Origin of the sequence: Mycobacterium sp. OTB74 (assembly GCF_029892685.1) — a bacterium.
Taxonomy (GTDB): Bacteria; Actinomycetota; Actinomycetes; order Mycobacteriales; family Mycobacteriaceae; genus Mycobacterium.
On sequence record NZ_JARXVD010000001.1, the window covers coordinates 80,904 to 107,403 of the forward strand.

Here is a 26,500-nt window from a genome sequence, read left to right on the forward strand (position 1 = left end):
TTTTTAGCTTCGGTAAGTTTTCCGCGATTGGGCAACTTCGACCATTCGATAACTCGCAGCTCCAGGGGTCGCTCGAGGAAATCAGCAAAGTTGCATAGGCTCACGATATATCCTTGGGGCTAGCTATGGGTGGACTATGCGCGCTGGTGCGTTCTTGGCGGTCGTGGCGATGGGCGCGCGTGTAAGGCGGGGTACGTGCTGGCTGGAGCGGTCTCTCCCGCGTGCAGTGTATTCATTGAATATCCATGTGCAACAACAGCATTAGCAGCTGTGCAGTTTGCGTAATATCAATCGTGAGGCTCAGACGACGCGTGATCGTCGGTGCGTGGAAGCGCGCAGGTGGCGATTCGGAATGCTGCGGCCCGCCAGGCCGTGCAATTCGAATACACATCTTGCCGATCGAGGTAGTCGGAATCGACAGGTGTTCCACCAGAAGCGCCGAGTGGCAGGCCGCCACTCGCACGACTTCTGCGCGAATGCAGTTTCGGCGACGGCTAGCGTGACTGCCATGCGCTCACTGATCCGCTGGACCGCGTTGGCGGTGGTCCTGACCCTTGCCGCGGGCTGCTCGGACCGGCCCGCCGGGTCCGGGCCGTTCCCGTCCGCGTTCCGGCCGTTCCCAGCCGCGGCCGGCCGCGGTCCGTGCACGGTGCACAGTGACAGCGACGTGCCCGCCACCATGCGCGACGGGACAGTGTTGCGCGCAGACGTGTACCGCCCGCAGACCAACGACCCGGTGCCGGTGATCCTGATGCGTACGCAGTACGGAAAATCCGGTGCGCAGACCGACCCGTCTCGTTATCAACCGCCGGACTGGTTCGCCTCCCACTGTTATCTCGTTGTGGTGCAGGATGTTCGGGGCCAAGGCAGCTCAGGTGGGGTGTTCAGCGAGTTCACCAACGATATGGCCGATGGCTACGACACCGTCGAGTGGGCAGCCCGGTTGCCCGGAGCCAATGGCAAGGTCGGCATGTACGGGTCGTCGTATGTCGGTGCGACACAATGGCTTGCCGCGGTGGCGGCGCCGCCGCATCTGGTGACCATCGTGCCGGCCAACACCGGCTCGGACTACTACGACGGCTGGACCTACGAGGGTGGCGAATTCCGGTTGGGGTTCGTGCAGCCGTGGGCGATCAGTTCGATCGCGCTGACCGCCGCCCGCAACCGAGGCGATCAGGCAGCAGCGGCGCAGTTGCAGGCGGCATCAGACGATCCGACCCGTTGGCTGAACTTCCGTCCGCAAAAAGACCTTCCGCCCTTGCAGCCCGCCAATCCCACGGTCGCGCCATGGTATTTCGATTGGGTGCGGCACTCTGCCCGCGACGACTTCTGGCAGCGGGTATCGATCAGAGACCGATACCCGTCGGTGCGAATCCCGGTACTGCACTTCGAGGGTTGGTATGACGCTTTCTTGTCTGGTGGGCTGGAGAACTTCGCCGGCATGGTGGCCCAAGGCGGCAGCGAAACGGCCAGGGATAACCAGCGTCTGGTGATCGGACCATGGGACCACCTGGCTTGGGGGCGCCCCGATTCCAAACCCGCACCCTTGTTGAGAGACATTGGCCCAGTGGGAAATAGCCCCATCAATGAGCTGATGCTGGCCTGGTATGACCACTTTCTCAAAGGCATCGACAACGGGGTGGCCGGCAAGCCACGGGTCGACTATTTCGTGATGGGCGCCAACACCTGGAAGTCGTCGACAAATTGGCCGCTGCCACAGACACAGTGGATCAACTACTACCTCTCGGGTGCCGGCGGCATAGCAGACCGAGCCGGCGCGCTGCTGCCGGTGCTGCCCGGCCCCCAGCCGCCGGACGTGTTCACCTACAACCCGCTGGACCCGGCGCCGAGCCTGGGCGGGCATTCCTGCTGTGACGCTCTGACTGGACCACAGGGGCCGTACGACCAGACACCGGTGCAACAACGTTCAGATGTGCTGGTCTACACCGGGGATCCGGTGGCACACGACACCGAGATCACCGGGCCGGCCACCGTCACGCTGTGGGCCGAATCATCAGCCGTGGATACCGATTTCACCGCCAAGCTGGTGGTGGTCAAGCCCGATGGGCGAGCGATCAACCTGAACAACGGGATTGCGCGGGCGTCGTTCCGGGACTCGCTGGCCGCGCCCACCCCGATCGTGCCGGGCCAGCCGTATCAGTATCGAATTGCCGTGTGGCCCACAAGTTATCGGCTCGATGGGGGCGACCGGGTGCGGCTGGAGATTTCGAGTAGTGATTACCCGCAGTTCGCGCCGAACCCTAATACCGGTGCGCCGTTCGGCAGGGACCCCGCGACCGTGCCGGCGACGCAGACCATCCTGCATGACCCGGCGCACCCGTCGTCGGTGACGTTGCCGGTGATCGGTGGCTGAATGCTCGCTGGTCGGTCGGACCGCCGAGAGCCTCGATGCACCGATTACGCTCGCTGAGTGCTGATCGCAATCGAGGGTGTCGACGGGGCGGGCAAGAACACGCTGACCCGGGGGTTGTGCACACACCTGGCGCAGCAGGGCAAGTCAGTTGCGACGCTGGCCTTTCCGCGCTACGGCCGCTCCTTCGAGGCTGACCTGGCCGCCGAGGCGCTGCACGGTGGGCACGGTGACCTGGCCGAATCGGTGTACGCCATGGCAACGCTGTTCGCGCTCGACCGGGCCGGCGCGCGCGCCGAGATCACCGAACTGGCTGAGACCCACGACGTGGTGATCCTCGACCGCTACGTCGCGTCCAACGCTGCGTACAGCGCCGCACGTCTGCACCAGGGCGCCGACGGCGACGTGGTCGCCTGGGTGTGTGAACTGGAATTCAGGCGGTTCGCGCTGCCGGTGCCGGACTGGCAGCTGTACCTGAATGTGCCCACCGAACTGGCCGCCGAGCGGGCGGCCCGTCGCGAGGCGGACGATGCCGCCCGAACCCGCGACGCCTACGAGCGTGACGGCGGCCTGCAGCGCCGCACCGGCGAAGTGTATGCGGCTCTGGCGGCGGAAAACTGGGCCGGCCCCTGGGCTGTGGTGGCCCCTGATGCCGATGCAGCGGAGTTGGCCGCCCGACTGCTGTCCTGAATCTGGCAGGACGCTCACCTGCAAGTTGTTAAGCAAGTGGCAAAACACCCATCGGAGATCACAGCTTTATCGCGATCTGGTGACACGATGGACGCTATGAGGCAACGCATTCTGGTCGTCGACGACGACCCCTCGCTGGCCGAGATGCTCACCATTGTGCTGCGCGGTGAAGGCTTCGACACCGCGGTGATCGGCGACGGCAGCCAGGCGCTGACCGCGGTTCGTGAGCTGCGTCCGGACCTGGTGCTGCTGGACCTCATGTTGCCCGGAATGAATGGCATCGACGTGTGTCGCGTGCTGCGTGCCGACTCGGGTGTGCCGATTGTGATGCTGACCGCCAAGACCGACACCGTCGACGTGGTGCTGGGCTTGGAATCAGGCGCTGACGACTACGTGATGAAGCCCTTCAAGCCGAAGGAGCTGGTGGCCCGGGTGCGGGCTCGGTTGCGTCGGAACGACGATGAGCCCGCCGAGATGCTGTCCATCGCTGACGTCGACATTGATGTTCCGGCACACAAGGTGACCCGCGCCGGCGAGCAGATTTCACTGACGCCGCTGGAATTCGACCTGCTCGTCGCACTGGCCCGTAAACCCCGTCAGGTGTTTACTCGTGATGTGCTCCTCGAACAGGTGTGGGGCTACCGGCATCCGGCAGACACCCGGTTGGTGAACGTGCATGTGCAGCGGTTGCGGGCCAAAGTCGAGAAGGACCCGGAGAACCCGCAGGTGGTGCTGACCGTTCGAGGAGTGGGATACAAGGCCGGACCTCCGTGATCGATCGGCTCGTCGTGGTCGTGATCCGGCATCGCACGCGGGTCCGGCCCAGTAGGCGGTGCCGGTGATCTTCAGTTCCAGACGGCGCGGTCGTAGCCGTTTCGGTTCCGGCTCTCTGATGCGTGGGCTTGGCACCATCGGCCGGGTGGTCGGGTTTGCCTGGCGGCGTTCGTTGCAGTTGCGGGTTGTCTCGATGACGCTCGGACTGTCCTTGGCAGTCATCCTGGTCCTGGGCTTCGTGCTCACCAGCCAGATCACCGACCGAATCTTGGAAGCCAAGGTCCGGGCCGGCACCGAGGAGATCGAGCGCGCGCGCACCACGGTGAGCGGCATCGTCGGTGGTGAGGAAACCAGGTCGCTGGACAGCAGCCTGCAGCTGGCCCGCAACACGCTGGTCGACCGCAAGGCCGAGTCCGGTTCTGGGCTGGCCGGGGCGTTCGACGCCGTGCTGGTGGTGCCCGGCGATGGGCCGCGGGCGGCCACCTCGGCCGGACCGGTCAGTGAGGTGCCCAATACGTTGCGCGACTTCATCAAAGCCGGCCAGGTCAGCTACCAGTACGCAACTGTGCACACCGAGGGCTACTCAGGTCCGGCACTGATCGTCGGCAGCCCGACGTCGTCTCCGGTCACCAATCTTGAGCTGTACCTGATCTTTCCGCTGAACAACGAGGAAAGCACCATCGCGTTGGTGCGCGGCACCATGGCCACCGGCGGCATCGTGCTGCTGGGCTTGCTGGCGGCCATCGCATTGCTGGTGGCCCGGCAGATCGTGCTGCCGGTACGTTCGGCGTCGAGGATTGCCGAGCGGTTCGCCGAGGGACATCTCACCGAACGCATGCCGGTGCGTGGTGAGGACGACATGGCCCGGCTGGCGGTGTCGTTCAATGACATGGCCGAAAGCCTGCACCGGCAGATCACCCAGCTCGAAGAGTTCGGAAACCTGCAGCGCCGCTTCACTTCTGACGTCAGTCATGAACTGCGAACGCCCTTGACCACGGTGCGAATGGCCGCCGATTTGATTTACGACCACAGCGACGAGTTGGACCCCGCACTGCGGCGGTCGACTGAGCTGATGGTCAACGAGCTGGACCGGTTCGAGACCCTGCTGGCCGATCTGTTGGAGATTTCCCGCCACGACGCGGGTGTGGCCGAGTTGTCGGTAGAGTCGGTCGACCTGCGCGAGACCGTACAGAGCGCATTGGACAATGTGGGGCACCTGGCCGCCGATGCGAACGTCGAACTGGACGTTGACCTTCCGGACGATGAAGTGATCGCCGAGGTCGACCCGCGCCGTGTCGAACGTATCCTGCGCAACCTGATCGCCAATGCGATCGACCACGCCGAGCGCAAGCCGGTGGTGATCCGGATGGCCGCCGATGTCGACACCGTGGCCGTCACCGTCCGCGATTTCGGGGTGGGCCTGCGACCGGGGGAGGAGAAGCTGGTGTTCAGCCGGTTCTGGCGCTCCGACCCGTCACGCGTACGTCGTTCTGGCGGAACCGGTTTGGGCCTGGCCATCAGTATCGAGGACGCCCGCCTGCACCAGGGCCGGCTGGAGGCGTGGGGCGAACCGGGCAATGGCGCGTGCTTCCGGCTCACCTTGCCGCTGGTCCGCGGCCACAAGGTTACGACCAGTCCGCTGCCGCTCAAACCCGTTGCCTCTGAACCGACATCGGGGCCCAACCCGCGGGTGTCAGAACCGAAGTCGGGGCCCAACCCGCGGGCGCCGGAGCCGGCAGGGGACACGGCGTGAGCCGCGCGGGAGCAGTCCTCGCTGCGTGCTTACTGCTCGCCGCGGTCCTGGCGGGTTGTGCCGGTGTCCCGACCTCGTCGGCTCCGCAGGCGGTGGGTACCGTCGACCGACCCGTGCCGCGGAGCCTGCCGACCCCGACCCCTGGCATGGACCCGGACGTCCTGCTGCGCGAATTCCTCAAGGCCACAGCCGATCCCGCATCCCGGCACCTGGCGGCGCGGCAGTTCCTCACCGGATCAGCTTCGCATTCCTGGGACGACGCCGGCAGCGCGTTGCTCATCGACCGCGTGGTGTTCGTGGAAACCCGTGGCGCTGACCGGGTTTCGGTGACCATGCATGCCGACATCCTGGGCTCGCTGTCGGACAACGGAGTGTTCGAGACCGGTGAGGGCGAGTTACCCGATCCCGGTCCCATCGAGCTGGTCAAAACGCCGGGCGGCTGGCGCATCGACAAGTTGCCCAACGGGGTGTTCCTGGACTGGCAGCAGTTCCAGTCCACCTACAAACGGCACACGCTGTACTTCGTCGACCCCACCGGCAAAACGGTGGTGCCCGATCCGCGATACGTGGCGGTGTCCGACGCCGACCAACTGGCGACCGAACTGGTGACCAAGCTGTTGTCGGGACCGCGGCCGGAGATGGCGAATACGGTGCGCAATCTGATGGGCTCACCGCTGCGCCTGCGCGGCCCGGTGACCCGCGCAGACGGCGGCAAGACCGGCGTGGGACGCGGCTACGGCGGTGCCCGCGTCGACTTGGAGAGTCTGTCGACCACTGACCCACACAGCCGGCAATTGCTTGCCGCGCAGATCATTTGGACCCTGTCACGCTCCGGTGTCAACGGACCGTATGTGATCAACGCCGATGGTGCCGCCCTGGACGACCGGTTCGCCCAGGGCTGGAACACCTCGGACGTGGCAGCCACTGATCCGGGTGCAGACCCGGGAGCGGCGGCGGGCCTACACGCGTTGGTGGGCGGCTCGCTGGTGTCGTTGGAAGGCGGCAACGCACCCCGGGTGCAGGGGGCATTCGGCCAGATGCCCGGCCAGACAGCGGCGGCGCTCTCGCGATCCGGACAGGAAGTCGCATCGGTCGTCACGCTGCGCCCCGGCGCCCCGGACGCAGCGTCCTCGCTGTGGGTTGGACCCCGAGGCGGTGACGCCGCGCAATCCCTCGACAGCCATACCCTGACCCGGCCGAGTTGGTCGTTGGACGACGCGATCTGGACGGTGGTCGACGGCAACAACGTGGTGCGCGTCATCCAGGAGGCGGCCTCTGGGCAGCCGGCACGTATCCCGGTCGATTCCACCGCGGTGGCCACCCGTTTTCCCGGGCCGATCGCCGAGCTGCAGCTGTCCCGGGACTCCACGCGGGCGGCCATGGTCATCAACGGGCAGGTGATCCTGGCCAGCATCGAGCAGACTCCAGGCGGGCAGTTCGCCCTGACCTACCCGCGCCGGCTGGGCTTCGGCTTGGGCAACACCGCGGTGTCGCTGTCCTGGAGGACTGGTGACGACATCGTGGTGTCGCGTACCGATCCGCAGCATCCGGTGTCCTACGTGAATCTCGACGGGGTCAATTCCGACGGGCCGGCACAGAATCTGAACGGCCCGGTTTCTGCGGTGGCCGCCAACCCGTCGACGGTCTACGTCTCCGATCAGCGTGGCGTGGTGCAACTTTCGGCGTCGGCCCCGAACAACGATCTGACGTGGGTGGACGTGCGCCCGCTGATGCTCCCCGGCTCGATACCTGTCCTTCCCGGCTGATCTCTCTCCGCCTCGGCGGCGCCGCTCGGGGAATGTCACACCCCTTCGTCATGCTGACGTGATGTTGGACCTGGTACTGCCAATTGAATGTGGCGGCTGTGGCGCACCATCGACCAGATGGTGCCCGGTGTGCGTGGCCGAGCTGGCCCTCCGCCCCGATGAGCCGCACGTGATCATCCCTCGGCAGGACCCGGGGGTTCCGGTGTTCTCGCTGGGCCGGTACGCGGGTGCGCGGCGGCAGGCGATCGTCGCACTGAAGGAACATGGCCGCGCTGACCTGGTCATTCCACTAGCTGCCGCGGTGTCCGCCGCATTGAACACCCTGATCCGCTGGGGCCTGATCGTGCCGCCGCTGACTGTGGTTCCGGCGCCGACACGGTCGCTCGCGGCGCGGCGCCGAGGCGGTGACCCGGTGACCAGGATCGCGTCCGCGGCGACGGCGAGTATTGCCGGTACTGCGGTGCGTCAGGCCCTGACCATGCGGGCGTTCACCCGCGACTCAGTCGGCTTGTCCAGCGCTCAGCGGCAGCGCAACATCAATGGGCGGGTGCGGCAGCGCGCGCCGGTGACGGGAGAGGTCGTGGTGTTCGACGACATCGTCACCACCGGCGCGACCGCAGCCGAATCAGTGCGGGTCCTGCACACCTCCGGCGCCCATGTGACGGCGGTGCTGGCCATCGCCCACGCCTGATGTCGCTAATTCGTTGTTGAGCCTGGCATGCAAATCCCGGTCCCCTTTGACGGAGGTGACGAGTTCGGCAGCGCTGAGTCCAACAATCCCGGCGACGATCTCGATGGCCTCTCGCTCGCTGATTTCTGCAAAGACCCGGTTGGTGCTTGGGGTGCGTTCCAACGCGGATGGCTGGCCGTCCACCAGTAGCGCGCCGGATCGCGCGACGTAGGTGAGAACCTGCCGACCTGCCAACTCAGGAACGCAGCCATCCGGCATCTCGACAAGGTCATAGCCCACCCCAAGCGATTCGGTGGCGTTCATCCGCTCCAATTGACGCGCGTTCAGGAACGTGACGTGCAGGCGGATCGAGGTCCCTGGTGAGGGACACGGTGTCGCCGGGATCGATCCGTACCTGGAGACGCGCGCCGCAAAGACGGTGTCGAAGTCTTGGAATTCGGTGAGCAGGACTGGAATGTCATCAGTCACCGAACCGCCTGCCGGAAATTTTCGACGCAGTTGCGCCGGCGAAGCGTTCGAGCCAACTGCCGCGACGGGTGTCAGCGCTTTGCCGCGGATCATTCCGTAGTCGAACGGACCCGGTGTCCCGTGCTGAGGGCTGAACAAATAGGAATGGCTCGGGACGTCGAAGGGATACGCAGCGGCGTGTTCGAGGTCCGTGTCGGCGGACATAGTGGTCAGGGTAGCGGCCACCGGTGTCGCCGCGGCTGAATCGGTGCGCCGAGCCGCAAATGCCAGTAGGCCCCTCGCGTGCGAGGGGCCTACTGGTTTTGGGGTTACTTGGCGGAGCCGCTGGAGCTGGAGCTCTTGTCTTTTTTGGTGGTTCCGCTGGTTGCCTTCTTGACGGCATCGCGGACGCGGCTGGCTGCCTGCTTTGCCGGGTTGGCCTTGCTGGTGGTGGTCTTCGCGGACGTCGACGAATCGGAAGACGTTGCGTCGGAAGACGTTGCGGTGGTGGCGGTTTCAGTCGTTGCCGGCTTCTGCGTGGTGGTCGCGGTCTTCGCCGAGACCTTCGCCGACTCCTTGGCCGATTCCTTCGTGCTGGTGCTCGAGGCGGCAGAGCTGTCGGCAGCGCCGGTGCCCGCGGCGTCAGAAGCGTTGGCGGCGTTGGTCTCTGGGGTCGTCGTCGACTTCTCGGTCGTAGTCGCCGTGGCGGCCTCGGCGACCGTCGCGGAGGTGGCGGCAGCGGTCACGGCCTTGGCGGCCGCAGCAGTGGTCAGCGCCGTGGTGGACGCGGCGGTGGTCGCAGCGACGGCCTTGGGCGTGATCTGCTTGAGCGCATCCGCGAATGAACTGTTGATGTAATTGGCCATGCTGAGCGTCGCGGTTGCTTGGTTGAACACATCCGCAGTGAAGTCGGCGATGCTGTGTTGCACGGCGTTGATGAAGGTGCCCTGGTCTCCTGAGGCTGCGCCGGCCGCGACCGTCTGGATTCCGGTGATGAACTGCTGCACCAGGGGCTGCGGTCCGTCGACGTGCCAACCGATACCGATCGTTGAACTGGCCACAGAGAGCACGACGCCGAGGGCGGCGTTTGCGGTGGCGTCAAGGATCGGCTGCGGGATACCGGCCACCTGCCCGATTGCATTGATCTCAGGAGTCAGCGCAAAGAGGAAGATATTGATGACCGGCTGGACACCCGCGAGGACGAGGGCGTTGATCGCGCCGTTCGGGTCGCCGGCGTTGAGCGCCTCGCCCGCGGCCTGCAACGCTGCCGGCAGCCCAGCACCCATATCGTTGAGCGCGGAGGTGAGTGCCGCCGACGAGGCGGCGTTGGTTTCGGCCAGGTTGGTCAGGTTGGGGCCGAGCTGGTTCAGGCCCGCGAGGACGTTGTTGATGACCTGCGTGCCGACACCGACCGGGTTGGCGGCGAACACCTGAGCCCCGGCAACCACGTTGGCGGTGAGCTGGGTCAAGGTCGGATCGGGGGTGGTGAGCGTGTCTTGGATGCTGCTGTACAGGTCCTGCACGGCGGTAGCCACCGGAGCAAAGACGGTGATCGGGTTGTCCACCGCGGCCGTCAACTGGACGGGCAGATGGACCTGCGGCGTGGTCGGAACAAGGGGGCTCACCGCGATGGTGCTGGCACCGAGCAGTGCCACGCTCGCGGCCAGATAAGGCCGAGCAGCAACGTGCATCGAAACTCCTTACGAGGGCGTCAACAGGACGGCGCAGAAGTTACCCGAAAGTAAGGTTGCTTGTCAGCAATTTTTTGAAATCTTTCCGCGGCATCTGGAATCGGCGAGCTGCTCGGCAAACGAAGCTCGAAACGGCAGAGATTGCGCAGGTAACGCTGATTTATCACACGCTTACGGGACCGTCGGTAGCGGTATCCTCATCGCGATAGGCGTGCTCACTGGCAAACATCTGGCCGGGTGAGTCATGGTGTTGCTGGCAAATAGATATTCAGCGATCGTGGTTCGGTTACTCAGCAGTAATGTCGGAGTGACATCGCGGGCAGGGTTAGCCGACCGTCGTTTGGAAATGGTCTGGCGCGGACCATCGCTCCTGGCGGTACTGGCCCGGTTCGTATGTGACGTGGGTGAGATCGGGTGGTTGCTGTGACGGCGGCTACAGCAACAAACCAGGCCTGTCTGAAATCCTGAATATTTTGTTTGCCGTGTCGCCGACTGGACGGCTGATCGGGCCCTCCTGATAGCACGTGCCCGGTCGATCTGCACCTTGTACACAACCGTCGGCGTGGCCACATCAAATCAGGATGAAGATCTCAAAACAGGTATGCGAAATCGGTGGCACAGGTAGGTGAACTGGGACTACCGTCGGCAACAACCACCCGTGAAGCCTCACGGCGGCGCCGACATTTCTGATCCCGGCGCCAAACGCTGACAGCGGTAGGAGGTGAGTACCCGACACCTTTGCGCCGGTCTGCGGCGGAAATGCAGAGCCGCTCGGCGCGTAGTCCGGATCGTGCGCGCAGACCGCGCGCGTACACTGCGAACAGAAGCGAGTTGCCAAGCATGTCAACTGAATCCGTGGAAATCGACCGCTCGACCATGGTCGCTGTCGACGACGAATCGAACCCGACGAACCAAGCCGATGTCGTCGTCAAGGGCCGCAACGTCGAAGTCCCCGAACACTTCCGCATCTACGTTTCCGAGAAGCTCTCCCGCCTGGAGCGCTTCGATCGCACCATCTATCTGTTTGACGTCGAACTCGATCACGAGAAGAACAGGCGTCAGCGCAAGAACTGTCAGCACGTCGAGATCACCGCAAGGGGCCGCGGCCCAGTGGTCCGCGGGGAAGCCTGCGCCGACAGTTTCTACGCCGCGCTCGAATCAGCGGTCAGCAAGCTCGAGAACCGACTGCGCCGCAGCAAGGACCGTCGCAAGATTCACTACGGCGACAAGACCCCGGTGGGGTTGGCCGAAGCAACAGCCATCTTGCCGCCGTCCGATACCGCGCCGGTCGACGAGTCCGCGACGCCTCTCGATGATCACATCCCTGGTCAGGTGGTCCGGGTCAAGGAACACCCGGCCAATCCGATGACTGTCGACGACGCGCTCTATGAGATGGAACTGGTAGGCCACGACTTCTTCTTGTTCCACGACAAGGAGTCGGACCGCCCCACCGTGGTCTATCGGCGGCACGCCTACGACTACGGACTGATCCGGCTCGCCTGAGCCCTTCCGAACACCCCCGAATGCGCCCCCGGCCTGACCGCCGGGGGCGCATTCGACCTGCCAGTTTCTCCGGTCACCTACGATGGGTTACGTCTAACCAGCTGACGTAAATCCGTTCCAAGACCCACAGGGGAAATAGCGTGCTGTCGAAGTTGCTCCGTCTCGGTGAAGGCCGCATGGTCAAGCGCCTGCAAAAGGTCGCCGACTATGTCAACACCTTGTCCGACGATGCCGAGAAGCTCTCGGACGAGGAACTGCGGGCCAAGACCGCCGAGTTCCAGGAGCGCGTCGCTGACGGTGCCGAGCTCGACGAGCTGCTGCCCGAGGCTTTCGCGGTAGCCCGCGAGGCAGCTTGGCGCGTGCTCGGCCAGCGCCACTTCGACGTCCAGGTGATGGGTGGTGCAGCTTTGCACTACGGCAATGTCGCCGAGATGAAGACGGGTGAGGGCAAGACCCTGACCTGCGTGTTGCCCGCTTACCTCAACGCGTTGGCCGGCAACGGCGTCCACGTCGTCACCGTCAACGACTACTTGGCCAAGCGCGACAGCGAGTGGATGGGCCGGGTGCACCGCTTCCTGGGTCTGGAGGTCGGGGTGATCCTCGCCCAGATGACCCCGGAGGAACGTCGCGCCGCGTACGCCGCCGACATCACCTACGGCACCAACAACGAGTTCGGCTTCGACTACTTGCGCGACAACATGGCGCATTCGACCGATGACATGGTGCAGCGTGGCCATCACTTCGCCATCGTCGACGAGGTCGACTCGATCCTGATCGATGAGGCCCGCACGCCGCTGATCATCTCCGGCCCGGCCGACGGGGCCTCCAACTGGTACACCGAGTTCGCCCGCATCGTGCCGTTGATGAAGAAGGACACCCACTACGAGGTCGACATCAAGAAGCGCACCATCGGTGTGCACGAGCTGGGCGTGGAGTTCGTCGAGGACCAGCTCGGCATCGACAACCTCTACGAGGCCGCCAATTCGCCGCTGGTCAGCTACCTGAACAACGCGCTCAAGGCCAAGGAGCTGTTCGAGCGCGACAAGGAGTACATCGTCCGCGACGGCGAGGTGCTGATCGTTGATGAGTTCACCGGCCGTGTGCTGGTGGGGCGCCGCTACAACGAGGGCATGCACCAGGCGATCGAGGCCAAAGAGCACGTCGAGATCAAGGCAGAGAACCAGACGCTGGCCACCATCACGCTGCAGAACTACTTCCGGCTCTACGACAAGCTGTCCGGCATGACCGGTACCGCCGAGACCGAGGCGGCCGAGCTGCATGAGATCTACAAGTTGGGCGTGGTGCAGATCCCGACCAACCGGCCGATGGTCCGGCAGGACCAGACCGACCTGATCTACAAGACCGAAGAGGCCAAGTACATCGCGGTGGTCGACGATGTCTCCGAGCGCTACGAGAAGGGCCAGCCGGTCCTGATCGGTACCACCAGCGTCGAGCGCTCGGAGTACCTGTCGCGGCAGTTCACCAAGCGCAAGATTCCGCACAACGTGCTCAACGCCAAGTACCACGAGCAGGAAGCGAACATCATCGCCGAGGCTGGGCGCCGCGGCGCGGTGACGGTGGCGACCAACATGGCCGGCCGCGGTACCGACATCGTCCTGGGCGGCAATGTCGATTTCCTGGTGGACACGCGGCTGCGCAAGCGCGGACTCGATCCGGTGGAGACTCCGGACGAGTATGAGGCGGCCTGGCATGACGAGCTGCCCAAGGTCAAAGAGCAGGCCGAGGCCGAGGCCGAGGGCGTACGTGACGTCGGTGGCCTCTATGTGCTTGGCACCGAGCGGCACGAATCGCGCCGCATCGACAACCAGCTGCGTGGTCGTTCGGGTCGCCAGGGCGACCCCGGCGAGTCCCGGTTCTATCTGTCGCTGGGCGATGAGTTGATGCGACGCTTCAACGGCGCCACCCTCGAGGCGCTGCTGACCCGGCTGAATCTGCCGGAGGATGTGCCGATCGAAGCCAAGATGGTCACCCGCGCCATCAAGAGTGCGCAGACCCAGGTCGAGCAGCAGAACTTCGAGATGCGCAAGAACGTGCTCAAGTACGACGAGGTGATGAACCAGCAGCGCAAAGTCATCTACAAGGAGCGTCGAATGATCCTGGAAGGTGAGAACCTCCAGGACGAGGCGCACAAGATGCTCGCCGACGTTGTCACCGCGTACGCCGACGGAGCGACGGCCGAGGGCTACGCCGAGGACTGGGACCTGCCCAAGCTGTGGGATGCGCTCAAGACCCTGTACCCGGTCGGCCTGGACTACCACGGCCTCATCGATTCCGAAGAGGTGGGCGAGCCCGGTGAGCTGACCCGCGAAGAGTTGCGCGACGCACTGGTCGACGATGCCGAAAAGGCTTACGCCAAGCGCGAATCAGAGCTTGCGGCGTTGGCCGGGGACGGCGCCATGCGGCAGCTGGAGCGCAGCGTCCTGCTCAATGTGATCGACCGCAAATGGCGCGAGCACCTCTACGAGATGGACTACCTCAAGGAGGGCATCGGCCTGCGTGCCATGGCTCAGCGCGACCCGTTGGTCGAGTACCAGCGTGAGGGCTACGACATGTTCATGGGCATGCTCGACGGCCTGAAAGAGGAGTCGGTCGGGTTCCTGTTCAACGTGCAGGTCGAGGCACAGCAGGCCCCGCAGGTGGCGCCGGTCGCCCAGCCGCAGGGCCTGGCCCAGTTCGCTGCCGAGGCCGCCGAAGCCGCGGCCCAGGCCCAGGGCCAAAGCGATACCACCGTCGCCACCGAGGAACGTCCCGCCCCGGCTGCGTTGCGCGCCAAGGGTATTGACGATGAAGCGCCGCAGCTGACCTACAGCGGCCCGGCTGAGGACGGCTCGGCGCAGGTGCGCCGCGAAGGTGGGCGTCATGCCGCGCCGACGATCTCGCGTCGGGAGCGCCGGGAAGCCGCGCGCAAGGAGAAGCGGCGCCGCTAGCTGGTCAGCCCAGTTGCAGGGCCACCAATTGCCAACGCCCGCTGACGAATTCGATACGTCCGGCCGCGGCCCGAAGGCGTGGACCGCGGCTGAAGGTGGCGAACACCTCGGCCGCGGTGGCCAGGCCGTCGCGATGCTGGGCGGTGCGCAGCCGTACCCGCCGCAGCACGGCCGTGCCGTCGGGCTGCGGCAGGCGCGTCAGGGCCGACACCGTATCCAGCAACGCGGGGGTCAGCAGTGGGCGCAGCTGTGCGCTGGGCCGTCGGCGATCGGCTACCTCCAATACCCGCCGCAGCGCGGTGTCGGCGAATACAAGCGCGGCGCGTGGTGGCTGGATGTCGCGGCTCTCTGCATCAAGAGCCGGCTCCCGAACGCTGACGACACGCGGTGGCAGGTGGCGTTTGACGGGTGGCGCCGGCTTGACCGGGCGGGCTTCGACCGGCGCGGGTTCGTAGTCGACGATGGGCCCGGCGAGCGGAAGATCGCGTGGGCACACCCGGCGGGGAGCATGGCCGATGGCGATACGAACGGGGAGCGATACGGTCACAGACTTCTCCAGCGGTCGGTCAAATAGGGACGGCATCTGCTGGAGAGTTGCAGACCTGTTCATCATTGCATCGGCGTCGGACACCACCCGACGTCAATTTGCCGACTCCGGGTGGTGCAATGTCCTAATCTCGGCGCTACCGTGACGGGGTTGAAGTGGGATCGGCAAGGGGGATAGGGCTGAGATGGTGACTCGATGGTGACCCGGTTGTCGCCGTCTGACGCGGCGTTTTACGGGCTCGAGGACTCCGCCACGCCCATGTATGTAGGCACGCTGTCGATCCTGCGTAAGCCGCGAGCGGGCCTCAGCTACGAAACGCTGCTGGAGACTGTAGAAGCCAGATTGCCGCAGATTCCGCGATACCGGCAGAAGGTGCGCGAGGTGACCTTCGGGCTGGCCCGGCCGGTGTGGGTCGACGACCGTGACTTCGACATCACCTATCACATCAGGCGGTCGGCGCTGCCCTCGCCGGGCAGCGATGCCCAGTTGCACGATCTGGTGGCGCGGCTGGGGTCGAGGCCGCTGGACAAGACTCGGCCGCTGTGGGAGATGTGCCTGGTCGAGGGACTGTCCAAGAACCGCGTCGCGATCTACACCAAAACCCACCAGGCACTGGTCAATGGAATGTCGGCGCTGGAGATCGGGCACGTCATCGTCGACCGGACCCCCAAGCCCCCGGAGTTCGGCGAGGACATCTGGATTCCGGGTCGCGAACCCGGCGACACTCAGCTACTGCTGGGCGCGGTCGGTGAGTGGATCACCCGGCCGACTGCCCAACTGGCCGCGGTGCGCTCGGCGGCCACCGGGATGATCACCAGCACAGAGCAATTGATCGACGCTGGGCGCTGGATCATCGACGCGGCGCGCACGTTCGCCCGTGGCACCGCGCCGAACAGCCCGCTCAACGCCACCGTGTCGCGCAACCGCCGCTTCACCGTGGCCGTGCACGACCTTGAGGACTACCGCCGGCTGCGGTCGCGGTTCGACTGCGATGTCAATGATGTGGTGCTGGCCGTGGTGGCCGGAGCGCTGCGCAACTGGTTGTTGTCCCGTGGCGAGCCGGTGTCGTCTGCCAAGACTGTTCGGGCCATGGCACCGATGTCGGTGTATCCGGATGCAGATCTGGATACCGCCGCCGGACCGGGTCAGGCGATCAGCGAGGTCTCACCGTTCCTGGTCGATCTGCCGGTTGGGGAGGGCAACGCGGTGGTACGACTATCCCAGATTTCGCACGCCACCGAGACGCAGGCCACTGCGAGTAGCCCAGTCGATGCCCGCACCATCGTCACGCTCTCCGGGTTCGCGCCACCGACGCTGCACGCCATGGGAACCCGCGTGGCGACCAGCTTTCCGGCCCGCCAGTTCAACCTGTTGATCACCAACGTCCCGGGTGCTCAGAAACAGATGTATGTCGCCGGCACCAAGCTGCTGGACACGTTCGCCGTGCCACCCCTGCTGAACAACCAGGTACTAGCCCTCGGCGTCACGTCCTACAACGGGATGATGTATTTCGGCATCAACGCCGACCGCGAGGCGATGAGTGACGTGGAGGTCTTCCCCAGCCTGCTCCGCGAATCGCTCGATGAGCTACTTGAATCCGGTCAGTGATTCCGAACAATCTCAACATTCGCCTACGGCGTGGAAATAACATGTGACTGGTTGGTGAACGAAGCACAGGGGTGGCCATGGCGGGTAAGGCTGCGAAAAAGCAAAAATCGGAGTCCAAGCGGTCCGGCAAGATTCCGAACGCCGTCTACGACGCTGAAATCTTCCGGCTGCAAACCGAACTGGTGAAATTGCAGGAATGGGTCCGGCAGTCGGGCGCTCGTATCGTGGTCGTCTTCGAGGGCCGGGACGCCGCCGGAAAAGGCGGCACCATCAAGCGGATCACCGAATACCTGAGTCCGCGCGTCGTGCGGGTCGCGGCACTGCCGGCGCCCAGCGACCGCGAACAAGGCCAGTGGTACTACCAGCGTTACATCTCGCATCTGCCTGCCAAGGGCGAGATCGTATTGTTCGACCGCTCCTGGTACAACCGTTCCGGCGTGGAGAAGGTGATGGGTTTCTGCACCCCGCAGCAGCATTCCCTCTTCCTGCGACAGACCCCGATATTCGAGCAGATGCTGATCGATGACGGGATCATCCTGCGCAAGTACTGGTTCTCGGTTTCTGAAGCCGAGCAACTGCGCAGGTTCCGGTCCCGGATGAACGACCCGGTGCGCCAGTGGAAGTTGTCCCCGATGGACCTCGATTCGGTGTACCAGTGGGAGGACTACTCGCGGGCCAAGGACCAAATGATGGTGCACTGCGACACGCCGCAGAGTCCTTGGTACGTAGTGGAATCCGACATCAAGAAGCACGCGCGGCTGAACATGATCTCGCACCTGCTGTCGTCGATCCCCTATAGCGAGGTAAAGCGGTCCAAGGTGGCGCTGCCGGACCGGCCCGTCGTAACGGGCACTTATATCCGGCCATCGCTTGAGCTCACGACATACGTGCCAGATCATGTTGCCGAGCTGATGGGCGATCCGGAGAAATCCCTCTAGAGTTCCCTGGTGCGCGTCTACATCCCGGCGACCCTCGCCATGCTCGTTCAACTGGTGGCTGACGGTGTGATGCCGGCGCGCAGCGGTACTGCCTTCGCGGTGACGCCGACGCTGCGTGAGGCCTACTCACATGGCGACGAGGACGAGCTCTCCGAGATTGCTCTGCGGGAGGCGGCTCTTGCGTCGCTGCGGTTGCTGTCCGGTGAGGACGCGGGCGAGCGGAGCGCTTCAGCACTTCCGCCTCGGCGGGTGGTGCTGGTGGCCGATGCCGATGGCGTGACGGTGCGCCCGGATCTCGATGACGCGGTGGTGCGTCTGGAGGGGCCGATTGCCTTGCGCGACGTCATTGCTGCATACGTAGACAATTCCAGCGCTGAGTCCGCCGTGCTGGCGGCCGTCGAGGTCATCGATGAGGCTGATCTGGGCGACGAAGATGCAGAGTTAACTGTTGGCGATGCACAGGATCACGACTTAGCCTGGTATGCGCCGTCGGAATTGCCGTTCCTGCTGGAGCTGCTGTAACGCAAGGCGAGCTCGCCAAAATACCTACGGTGCCGTAGGTTACGATACCGTAGGTTAGAACGGGCTGGTCGGGCATCGATCGCCATTAGTCACATGATCGGGAGTCGACGTGGCCAAGAACTACATCAAGGTTTCGGCCAATGTTGTGGACACTGTCCGGCCAGAGATTGCTGGCGCCAAGGACCGGCCGGGCCTGCATGTGTTGCGCAGAATTGCTGAGCGCATCACCACGCCATTGTTGCCGGACGATTACCTCAAGCTCGCCAACCCGCTGTGGTCGGCGCGTGAGCTGCGGGGCCGCGTTGTCGAGGTGCGGCGGGAAACCGAGGACTCGGCCACCCTGGTGATCAAGCCGGGTTGGGGCTTTTCCTTCGATTACCGGCCGGGGCAGTACGTCGGTATCGGCGTGCTGGTCGACGGTCGGTGGCGTTGGCGCTCGTACTCGCTGACTTCGAGTCCGGTTCAGTCCAGTGGCGACCACACCATCACCATCACGGTCAAGGCCATGCCCGAGGGTTTCTTGTCCACGCATCTGGTTGGCGGCGTGGCCCCCGGAACCATCGTGCGCCTGGCTGCGCCTCAGGGCGAATTCGTCATGCCTGATCCGGCCCCGTCGAAGGTTCTGTTCCTCACGGCGGGTTCGGGCATCACGCCGGTGATGTCCATGCTGCGCACCTTGGCTCGGCGGGGTCAGCTAGGTGACATCGATGTCGTCCACATTCATTCCGCCCCAACCGAATCCGATGTCATCTTTGCTGATGAACTGAATCGGATGGCCGACGACTATCCGGGCTACCGGCTGCGCCTGCGGGCCACCCGCACCGAGGGGCGACTGGATCTGGGCAGTCTTGACAACGAGGTCGCCGACTGGCGGGAGCGTGAGGCCTGGGCCTGCGGGCCCGAGGCCATGCTGGCCGAGACTCAGCGGGTGTTCACCGCGGCAGCGGTGCGGCTGCACCTGGAGCGGTTCGCGGCGTCGCGAGCCGCGGTGTCCGGCGCCGGTGGCACGGTGACTTTCGAGCGCAGCGGCAAGGCCGTGACCGCTGACGCTGCCACGTCATTGATGGAAGCAGGGGAGCAGGCCGGCGTCCGAATGCCGTTCGGTTGCCGCATGGGGATATGTCAGTCCTGTGTTGTCGCTCTGGTTGACGGTCATGTTCGGGATCTGCGGACCGGCGAAGAACGGGAACCGGGTACCAGGGTTCAGACCTGCATTTCGGCGGCTGCCGGGGATTGTGTGCTAGATATCTGAAGTGCCGTTGGTTATTGAATTTTGAGAATTTGCTGCACCGTAACCTACTGACCCGTAGGTTACGGTAACGTAGGAATTGGGAAGGAGGTCGACAGATGGCAGTAACCGATGTGCCGGTTTTCGCGCACCTGACCGATGCCGATATCGAGGCTTTCGCCTTCGAATTGGACACCATTCGTCAGGATATCGAGGAATCTCGGGGCGCTAGCGACGCGCGGTATATCCGTCGTACCATCGCCGCCCAGCGTGGCCTCGAAGTTGCTGGCCGGCTGCTGCTGGCGGGCGGTTCCAAGCGGGTGTTCTGGTGGGCTGGGGCGACCACCTTGGGTCTGGCCAAGATCATCGAGAACATGGAGATCGGCCACAACGTCATGCACGGCCAGTGGGATTGGATGAACGATCCCGAGATTCACTCCTCCACATGGGAGTGGGACATGAACGGCGTGTCCAAGCACTGGCGGTTCACCCACAACTTCATGCACCACAAGTACACCAACATCCTGGGCATGGACGACGATGTGGGCTACGGCCTGCTGCGCGTGACCCGGGACATCAAATGGAAGCCGCACCACCTCTTCAACCTGGGTTTCAACACCGTCTTGTCTCTGCTGTTCGAGTGGGGCGTCGGCCTGCAGCACCTGGAACTCGGAAAGATCTTCAAGGGTCGCGACGACCGCGTCGCCACCTGGATCCGGATCCGTGAGTTCGTGGTCAAGGCGGGTCAGCAGAATTTCAAGGACTACGTTGCGTTCCCCGCGATCACGTCGTTGTCGCCGGGTGCCACGTACAAGTCCACGATGAAGGCCAATTTCCTGGCCAACATCATCCGGAACGTGTGGTCCAACGCGATCATCTTCTGCGGTCATTTCCCGGACGGTGCCGAGAAGTTCACCAAGACCGACATGGTGGGTGAGACCAAGGGCGAGTGGTACCTGCGGCAGATGCTGGGCAGCGCGAACATCGACGCCGGGCCGGCCATGCGGTTCATGAGCGGCTCGTTGTCGCATCAGATCGAGCACCACCTGTACCCGGACCTGCCGAGCAACCGCTACCCGGAGGTCGCGGTGCGGGTGCGCGAAATCTGCGACAAGTACGACCTGCCGTACACCAGCGGACCTTTCCTGGTGCAGTACGGCAAGACGTGGCGGACCATTGCGAAGTTGTCGCTGCCGGACAAGTACCTGCACGACACTTCTGATGATGCGCCCGAGACCCGCAGCGAGCGGATGTTCGACGAGCTCGGTCCGGACCGCCGGGGCCTCAAGTCATCGATCGCTGCCGTGCGGGCACGCCGACGGGCCAAGCGCGCCGCGGTCTGACCGGTCAACCAAAAGTGCCCCAAGACCAAGGTTTTGGGGCACTTTTGTGTTGTCTACTCGGCGGCGCTAGTGCATACGCACCGAGGCGCAGTAGTAGTTGTCGCCGAACACCGGTTGGTCGGGTAATTCGGGCAGACCGGCGTCGATGAGCAACTGGCGCAACGGTGTTGGCGTCGACTGCCATCCTCGGGCATCGAGGTAGTCGACTACGTCGTTGCGCGGACCTGGGTAGCCGAGCGCGCCAAATTCGATGTCGAGGCCGTTGTCGCGCCACCGCGCGGCCAGCGCGGACATCCGGTCAGCCACCGGCTGACTCCCGTTTTCATCGGCTGAATCGTCGGCCGTAGGAGAGACCTCGGTTGCCAGGCGACTACCCGCAACGGCCAACGCACCAATCTGGTCAAGCATTCGATCCTGCGCATCGGACGGCAAGAATGGCATCAGGCCTTCAGCGATCCACACCGATTGCCGGGCCGGATCGAAGCCCGCTGCACGCAAGGCCGCCGGCCAATCGTCGCGAAGATCGATCGGTACGTGGCGAACCTCCGCGGTCGGTATGACGCCCAGATCAGCCATCGCACGATCCTTGAAGCTCAGTACGTCTGGCAGGTCGATCTCATAGATCACGGTGCCAGTCGGCCACGACATGCGGTAACCGCGAACATCCAAGCCCGAGGCCAGAATCACTACCTGTTCGATTCCGGAAGCCGTTGCTGTGCTGAGGAAATCATCGAAGTAACGCGTACGAGCGGTCAGTATGTCGGTCATCAACTGCATACCCCACGGCGCGCCCGGTACGTCGACATCGGCGGCACTGAGCTCTCCGGTGGCCCAGCGGGTGAAAAAGTCGATGCCGACTGCACGAACCAATGGTTCTGCGTATGGGTCATCGATCAGTGCATTGTCGGCGCGGGTTGCGCGGGCTCGACCAGCAGCGACCATGGTTGCCGTAGCACCCACACTTGTCGCCAGGTTCCAGTTGTCATTTTTCGGTCGTTGCATGGCCCCTCATCAGTAGGTCGGTTCGTTCAAGACCGCGAGCAATCGGCGTGCCGCGGCGACGCGGGCTTCGGCAGGTCCGGTAAGTGTGTCCAGGGCGCACTCTGGGTCGGCCGGCGGGCCCATGTGGCCGCAGCCGCGTGGGCAGTCCTCGACAGCCTCGGCCAGGTCGGAGAACGCCAGCAGTACATCGTCTGGCTGAATATGCGCCAGGCCGAAGGACCGGATGCCCGGGGTGTCGATAACCCAGCCGTCGTCCAACGCCAGTGCCACCGACTGCGTGGAGGTGTGCTTGCCCTTGCCCACACCGGACACCTCACCGGTAGCCCGGTCGGCTTGCGGCACCAGGCGATTCACCAACGTCGACTTGCCCACCCCGGAATGCCCGAGCAGCACCGTCACCTTCCCGGCCAGCAATGGCGCTACCGCGTCGAGTGGGTCGTCGCGTCCCGCGGTCACCACCGTCAGGTCCAGGTCGGCGAATTCGGCGGCGAACGGTTCGGCCGGTGCCAGATCGGTCTTTGTCAGGCACAGGATCGGCCGCAGGCCACCGGCGTAGGCGGCGATCAACGCGCGCTGCACCAGCCCGGCCCGAGGTGGAGGGTCTGCCAACGCCACCACCATCAGCAGCTGATCGGCGTTGGCCACCACCACCCGTTCGGTGGGGTCGGTGTCATCAGCCGTGCGGCGCAACACTGTTCGGCGGTCGTCGCGCCGGACGATGCGTGCCAGGGTGTCCGGCCGGCCGGACAGATCGCCCACGATGCCGACCGAGTCACCGACCACGATCGGGGTTCGGCCCAGTTCGCGCGCCCGCATCGCAGTGACGATATGGTCCGGGTTGCCGTTCAGCGCACAACTCCAGCGGCCGCGGTCGACGGTGACCACCATGGCTTCGCGTGCATCGGCGTGGGTGGGACGATTCTTGGTGCGCGGCCGCGAACCTTTGCCCGAGCGGACTCGGACATCGGATTCGTCGTACTCGCGCAAGCTATTTCCCGGCCAGCAGCTCGGCCCACATGCCGGGGAAGTCGGGCAGGGTCTTGGCGGTGGTGCCGATGTCCTCGACCTGTACCCCGGGTACCCGCAGGCCGATTATCGCGCCTGCGGTGGCCATTCGATGATCGGCGTACGAGCGCCAAACCCCTTGGTGCAGCGGTGTGGCCGTGATCACCAGGCCGTCGGGCGTTTCCTCGCAGCGGCCGCCTAAGCCATTGATCTCGGCGGTCAGGGCGGCCAGTCTGTCGGTCTCGTGCCCACGCAGGTGGGCAATGCCCGAAAGCCTCGACACCGCACCGGGGTTGGCCAGAGCGGCCAGCGCAGCCATGGACGGTGCCAGTTCGCCGACCTCTTTCAGATTCACCTCGAACCCGTCGAAACCGGTCGCGCCGTCAACCACCAGATATGAATCCTCGACTCGGACAGCGCAGTTCACCTTGCCGAGAAGATCCAAGATCGTGTCGGACGGTTGCACGCTGTGCTGCGGCCAATGCGCCAACCGCACTGTGCCGCCTGTCACCGCGGCGGCCGCCAGGAATGGCACTGCGTTCGACAGATCCGGCTCAATTGGCCAGTGCCGCGCGGCGATCGGGCCGGCAGAGACCGTCCACTGGTTGGGTTGCGAATCGTCAACGGCCACACCAGCATCGCGCAGCATGGTCACCGTCATTGCGATGTGCGGTGCGGACGGCACCGACTCGCCGGTGTGCACCACTGTCAGACCAGCACGAAAAGTGGCTCCGGACAACAACAGTCCCGATACGAACTGTGACGATGACGACGCGTCGATGTGTACTTCGCCACCCGCCACACCGCCGGTCCCGTGCACCGTGAACGGCATCCCGTCGCCGTCGATACCGACACCCAGGCCGCGCATGGCATCCAGCAGTGGGGTTATCGGTCGCGCCCTGGCCTGTTCATCACCATCAAAGACGACTTGCTGCGAGCTCAGCGCGGCCAACGGCGGCACGAAACGAAGGACGGTGCCTGCCAGCCCACAGTCGACACGGACTTCGGCAGCGGGGGCGATCGCGCCGCCCACCGTCAGTTCGACGCCGTCGCCGTCGATCCGCACGCCGAGGGCCTGCAGCGCCGCGATCATCAAGTTGGTGTCTCGACTGCGCAGCGCGCCGCTCACGGTCGACGTGCCCTGCATGGTTCCCAGCGCCGCCAGGATCAGCGCACGGTTGGTCTGCGATTTGGAGCCGGGAACGGTAACAGTGGCCTGCACCGGGCCGGTCGCCACGGGTGCGGGCCAGGATTCCATGCCCCTATCCTGCCTGGTATGTGCGGGCGATTTGCAGTCACCACCGACCCGGCGTTGCTGGCCGAGAAGATCAAGGCTTTGGATGAGACCGTTGAAACGCCCGAGGCCGGTGGCGACAGCACCAAACCTGGAGGTCCCAACTACAACGTGGCACCCACCACGACGGTCAGCACCGTGGTCAAAAGGCACACTGAACCTGACGACCAGTCCACCCGGCGGATCCGCTCCATGCGCTGGGGACTGATCCCGCCGTGGGTGAAGACCACCGCCGACGGCGCGCCGGACACCAAAGGTCCGCTGCTGATCAACGCCCGCGCCGAGACTCTGACCACCTCGCCGGCATTCCGAGGATCCGCGAAGTCCAAGCGCTGCCTGATCCCGATGGATGGCTGGTACGAGTGGCAACCCTCGGCGGAGAAAAAGGCAAAGACGCCGTTCTACATGCATGCCGCCGATGGTCAGCTGCTGTTCATGGCCGGGCTGTGGTCAACCTGGCGGCCCGCGGGCGCTCCGAAGGACAGCGCTCCGCTGGTCAGCTGCACCATCATCACCACCGAGTCGGTCGGGCCGCTGGCGCAGATTCATGACCGGATGCCGCTGACCATAAGTGCGCCGGACTGGGACCACTGGTTGGACCCGGATGCCCCGATCGACGAAGGATTGTTGCGCGGGCACGGAGACCTGGATCGCATCGCCATCAGGGAGGTGTCACGACTGGTGAACAGCATCCGCAACAACGGCCCGGAACTGATCGAGCCCGTGGATAACGAAGAGTCGGAAGCGACGCTGTTTTGAGCGGGCTGACGCCGGACCTCCTCGACACATTGGGAGCCGACCTGCGGGCCGCGGGCTACACCACCGATGGGGTGGCTGAGCTGCTCGGGCCCGGCGCGAACGCGGCCCTGGGCAGGGGAGTGTGGTGGCCCGCCTTGCACGCCACCGGTGAGGACCGGCTCTCGACGCTGATCAGACTGTTCCTGCTGGGCACGTCAGAGACCATGCAGCAGGTACAGGCTGCACTGCCGTCGGTGCCGCTGGACGCCTTGGGCGCCGCGGGCGTGCTGGATGTTGCCGATACGGTCCGGGCGGCTCTGGACATCCGACCGCACAGCGACGGCGAACACGACTTCTTCGTGGTGTCCGACCAGGACGCCGCGCTACGCGGCGGCCCGGTTGAGCACGACCATGTGCTGGGCATCGGTGGTGCGTCAATGTCCTTGGCCAGGGCTGTTATTCGCACCCCAGTACGGCGCGCACTGGATTTGGGCACCGGCTGCGGCATTCAGGCTCTGCACCTGAACTCCCATTGCGACCAGATCGTGGCCACCGACACCAACCAGCGAGCGCTGCAGTTGGCCGTCGCCACGGCCCGGCTCAACGGCATGTCCTGGGATATGCGCGCAGGCAGCCTGTTTGAGCCTGTCGTCGGCGAGCGGTTCGACCTGATCGTGTCCAATCCACCGTTCGTCGTGGGCTCTGGCTCGTTGGACTACATCTACCGAGACTCGGGTGTGGCCGGAGATGGATTGTGCCGCAGCATCATCGAGAACATCGGGGAATACCTGAACCCCGGTGGCACCGCGCAAATCATGGCTAACTGGATTGTCCGTGAAGGTGATTGGCGCGAGCGGGTGGCCGGCTGGCTGGCCGGGACCGGGCTGCACGCCTGGGTGGTGCAGCGCGAGCTGGCCGACCCGGTCAGCTATGTGTCGTTGTGGCTGGCCGATGCCGGCGAGACATCCGATCAGACCGCTGCTCGCGGGGCGGCGTGGCTGGATTGGTTTGCGCAGCAGGACATCACCGGAATCGGCATGGGCCTGATCTGTCTGCAGGTACCGCGCGAAGGCGAAGCACCTGAACAGATCTTCGAGGAAATCACCGACGAGCCGTTGACCGGCCTCGAAGTGGCCGCGTTCTTCGCCCGTCGGGCCTATCTGCGGGATACCACCGATGAGGCACTGCTGGCCGCGCGGCTGTCGACCGCACCGGTGTTCCTGGAGGAGCAGTGGTTGCCAGGGGCTGACGGCTGGCAGCAGATCGGGGCTGCGGTGCGACGGCCAGGTGGCCCGGCTGCGGTTATCGGCGTCGATGAGGTGATGCGGGCGCTGCTGGCAGGTTGCCGCGGCGAAGTGCCGCTGGGCACCCTGATTCAATTGCTCGCGGCCCACCACGGGGTGAACGCTGATGCGCTGGCGCAGGCAGCCCTGTCCGAGGTCCGCGATGCGATCGGACGCGGAATCCTCTACCAGGCAACCTGATTCAGCGTCGCCGTCGATCAACATGCCTCGTCGTGCGCCGAGCCCAGGTGGCCGATCTTCCGGGCGCCGCGATGTGAGGGCCCACCGGGCAGCCTACGAGCCTCGCTTTAGCGCACACATACGCACTAAAGCTGCGGCAAAACCAGAGGTCACAGCG

The 26,500-nt window shown here is 64.8% G+C and carries 21 protein-coding genes; 15 read left to right on the top strand and 6 right to left on the bottom strand.

The window, feature by feature from the left end:
* The first annotated feature begins 508 nt into the window (after positions 1-508).
* The 6 genes from M2432_RS00405 to M2432_RS00430 all read left to right on the top strand — a co-directional run bounded on the left by M2432_RS00405 (position 509) and on the right by M2432_RS00430 (position 8,045).
* Positions 509-2,374, top strand: coding sequence for a CocE/NonD family hydrolase (locus tag M2432_RS00405; protein ID WP_280824764.1), 1,866 nt, complete (start codon positions 509-511; stop codon positions 2,372-2,374).
* 57 nt (positions 2,375-2,431) lie between these two features.
* Complete coding sequence (locus M2432_RS00410) at positions 2,432-3,061, top strand: dTMP kinase (RefSeq protein WP_280824765.1); 630 nt, start codon at positions 2,432-2,434, stop codon at positions 3,059-3,061.
* Between the two features lie 87 nt (positions 3,062-3,148).
* The gene (mtrA, locus tag M2432_RS00415; protein ID WP_280824766.1) at positions 3,149-3,835 is read left to right on the top strand and encodes a two-component system response regulator MtrA; all 687 of its coding nucleotides are present in this window, start codon (positions 3,149-3,151) and stop codon (positions 3,833-3,835) included.
* A 64-nt stretch (positions 3,836-3,899) separates the two neighbouring features.
* Positions 3,900-5,588, top strand: coding sequence for an MtrAB system histidine kinase MtrB (gene mtrB, locus M2432_RS00420; RefSeq protein WP_280824767.1), 1,689 nt, complete (start codon positions 3,900-3,902; stop codon positions 5,586-5,588).
* Positions 5,585-7,354 (top strand): MtrAB system accessory lipoprotein LpqB, encoded by a 1,770-nt coding sequence (gene lpqB, locus M2432_RS00425; protein ID WP_280824768.1) that lies wholly within the window; start codon positions 5,585-5,587, stop codon positions 7,352-7,354. Before mtrB ends, lpqB begins: the two co-directional genes overlap by 4 nt.
* A gap of 61 nt (positions 7,355-7,415) precedes the next feature.
* On the top strand, positions 7,416-8,045 hold the full coding sequence (locus tag M2432_RS00430; protein ID WP_280824769.1) for a ComF family protein: 630 nt from the start codon (positions 7,416-7,418) through the stop codon (positions 8,043-8,045).
* Here the strand turns inward: M2432_RS00430 and M2432_RS00435 are convergent.
* A complete protein-coding gene (locus M2432_RS00435) occupies positions 7,980-8,717 on the bottom strand; it encodes a hypothetical protein (protein ID WP_280824770.1) in 738 nt (245 codons plus the stop codon). The two genes, M2432_RS00430 and M2432_RS00435, sit on opposite strands and share 66 nt — an antisense overlap.
* Positions 8,718-8,821: 104 nt before the next feature.
* Complete coding sequence (locus M2432_RS00440; protein ID WP_280824771.1) at positions 8,822-10,183, bottom strand: hypothetical protein; 1,362 nt, start codon at positions 10,181-10,183, stop codon at positions 8,822-8,824.
* Between the two features lie 876 nt (positions 10,184-11,059).
* Between M2432_RS00440 and raiA the strand changes: the two genes are divergently transcribed.
* The gene (raiA, locus tag M2432_RS00445) at positions 11,060-11,686 is read left to right on the top strand and encodes a ribosome-associated translation inhibitor RaiA (RefSeq protein WP_280825270.1); all 627 of its coding nucleotides are present in this window, start codon (positions 11,060-11,062) and stop codon (positions 11,684-11,686) included.
* A gap of 140 nt (positions 11,687-11,826) precedes the next feature.
* Positions 11,827-14,634, top strand: a complete 2,808-nt coding sequence (secA, locus tag M2432_RS00450) for a preprotein translocase subunit SecA (protein ID WP_280824772.1) — start codon at positions 11,827-11,829, stop codon at positions 14,632-14,634.
* Positions 14,635-14,638: 4 nt separating this feature from the next.
* On the opposite strand, the gene M2432_RS00455 is transcribed toward secA, so the two are convergent.
* The gene (locus M2432_RS00455) at positions 14,639-15,181 is read right to left on the bottom strand and encodes an Rv3235 family protein (protein WP_280824773.1); all 543 of its coding nucleotides are present in this window, start codon (positions 15,179-15,181) and stop codon (positions 14,639-14,641) included.
* 195 nt (positions 15,182-15,376) lie between these two features.
* Between M2432_RS00455 and M2432_RS00460 the strand changes: the two genes are divergently transcribed.
* The 5 genes from M2432_RS00460 to M2432_RS00480 all read left to right on the top strand — a co-directional run bounded on the left by M2432_RS00460 (position 15,377) and on the right by M2432_RS00480 (position 20,820).
* A complete protein-coding gene (locus M2432_RS00460; protein ID WP_280824774.1) occupies positions 15,377-16,789 on the top strand; it encodes a wax ester/triacylglycerol synthase family O-acyltransferase in 1,413 nt (470 codons plus the stop codon).
* 77 nt (positions 16,790-16,866) lie between these two features.
* Positions 16,867-17,727 carry a polyphosphate kinase 2 gene (gene ppk2, locus M2432_RS00465; protein ID WP_348536284.1) on the top strand — a complete coding sequence of 287 codons (861 nt, stop codon included), beginning with the start codon at positions 16,867-16,869 and terminating at the stop codon, positions 17,725-17,727.
* A gap of 9 nt (positions 17,728-17,736) precedes the next feature.
* Positions 17,737-18,249, top strand: coding sequence for a hypothetical protein (locus M2432_RS00470; protein ID WP_280824775.1), 513 nt, complete (start codon positions 17,737-17,739; stop codon positions 18,247-18,249).
* A 109-nt stretch (positions 18,250-18,358) separates the two neighbouring features.
* Entirely contained in the window at positions 18,359-19,501 is a 1,143-nt protein-coding gene (locus M2432_RS00475) for a ferredoxin reductase (RefSeq protein ID WP_280824776.1), read from the top strand.
* 95 nt (positions 19,502-19,596) lie between these two features.
* On the top strand, positions 19,597-20,820 hold the full coding sequence (locus tag M2432_RS00480) for a fatty acid desaturase (protein WP_280824777.1): 1,224 nt from the start codon (positions 19,597-19,599) through the stop codon (positions 20,818-20,820).
* A gap of 66 nt (positions 20,821-20,886) precedes the next feature.
* Here the strand turns inward: M2432_RS00480 and M2432_RS00485 are convergent, their stop codons facing one another.
* The 3 genes from M2432_RS00485 to aroA are packed head-to-tail and all read right to left on the bottom strand — an operon-like array spanning position 20,887 to position 24,085.
* Positions 20,887-21,822 (bottom strand): class I SAM-dependent methyltransferase, encoded by a 936-nt coding sequence (locus tag M2432_RS00485; RefSeq protein ID WP_280824778.1) that lies wholly within the window; start codon positions 21,820-21,822, stop codon positions 20,887-20,889.
* A 9-nt stretch (positions 21,823-21,831) separates the two neighbouring features.
* Entirely contained in the window at positions 21,832-22,809 is a 978-nt protein-coding gene (rsgA, locus tag M2432_RS00490; protein ID WP_280824779.1) for a ribosome small subunit-dependent GTPase A, read from the bottom strand.
* 1 nt (position 22,810) lies between these two features.
* Positions 22,811-24,085, bottom strand: a complete 1,275-nt coding sequence (aroA, locus tag M2432_RS00495; RefSeq protein WP_280824780.1) for a 3-phosphoshikimate 1-carboxyvinyltransferase — start codon at positions 24,083-24,085, stop codon at positions 22,811-22,813.
* 18 nt (positions 24,086-24,103) lie between these two features.
* Here aroA and M2432_RS00500 point away from each other — a divergent pair, with 18 nt between their 5' ends.
* Positions 24,104-24,880, top strand: a complete 777-nt coding sequence (locus M2432_RS00500) for an SOS response-associated peptidase (protein WP_280824781.1) — start codon at positions 24,104-24,106, stop codon at positions 24,878-24,880.
* Positions 24,877-26,343: a class I SAM-dependent methyltransferase gene (locus tag M2432_RS00505; protein WP_280824782.1), complete on the top strand. Its 1,467-nt coding sequence runs from the start codon at positions 24,877-24,879 to the stop codon at positions 26,341-26,343. The genes M2432_RS00500 and M2432_RS00505 overlap by 4 nt, the downstream gene beginning before the upstream one ends.
* The last annotated feature ends 157 nt before the right edge of the window (positions 26,344-26,500 follow it).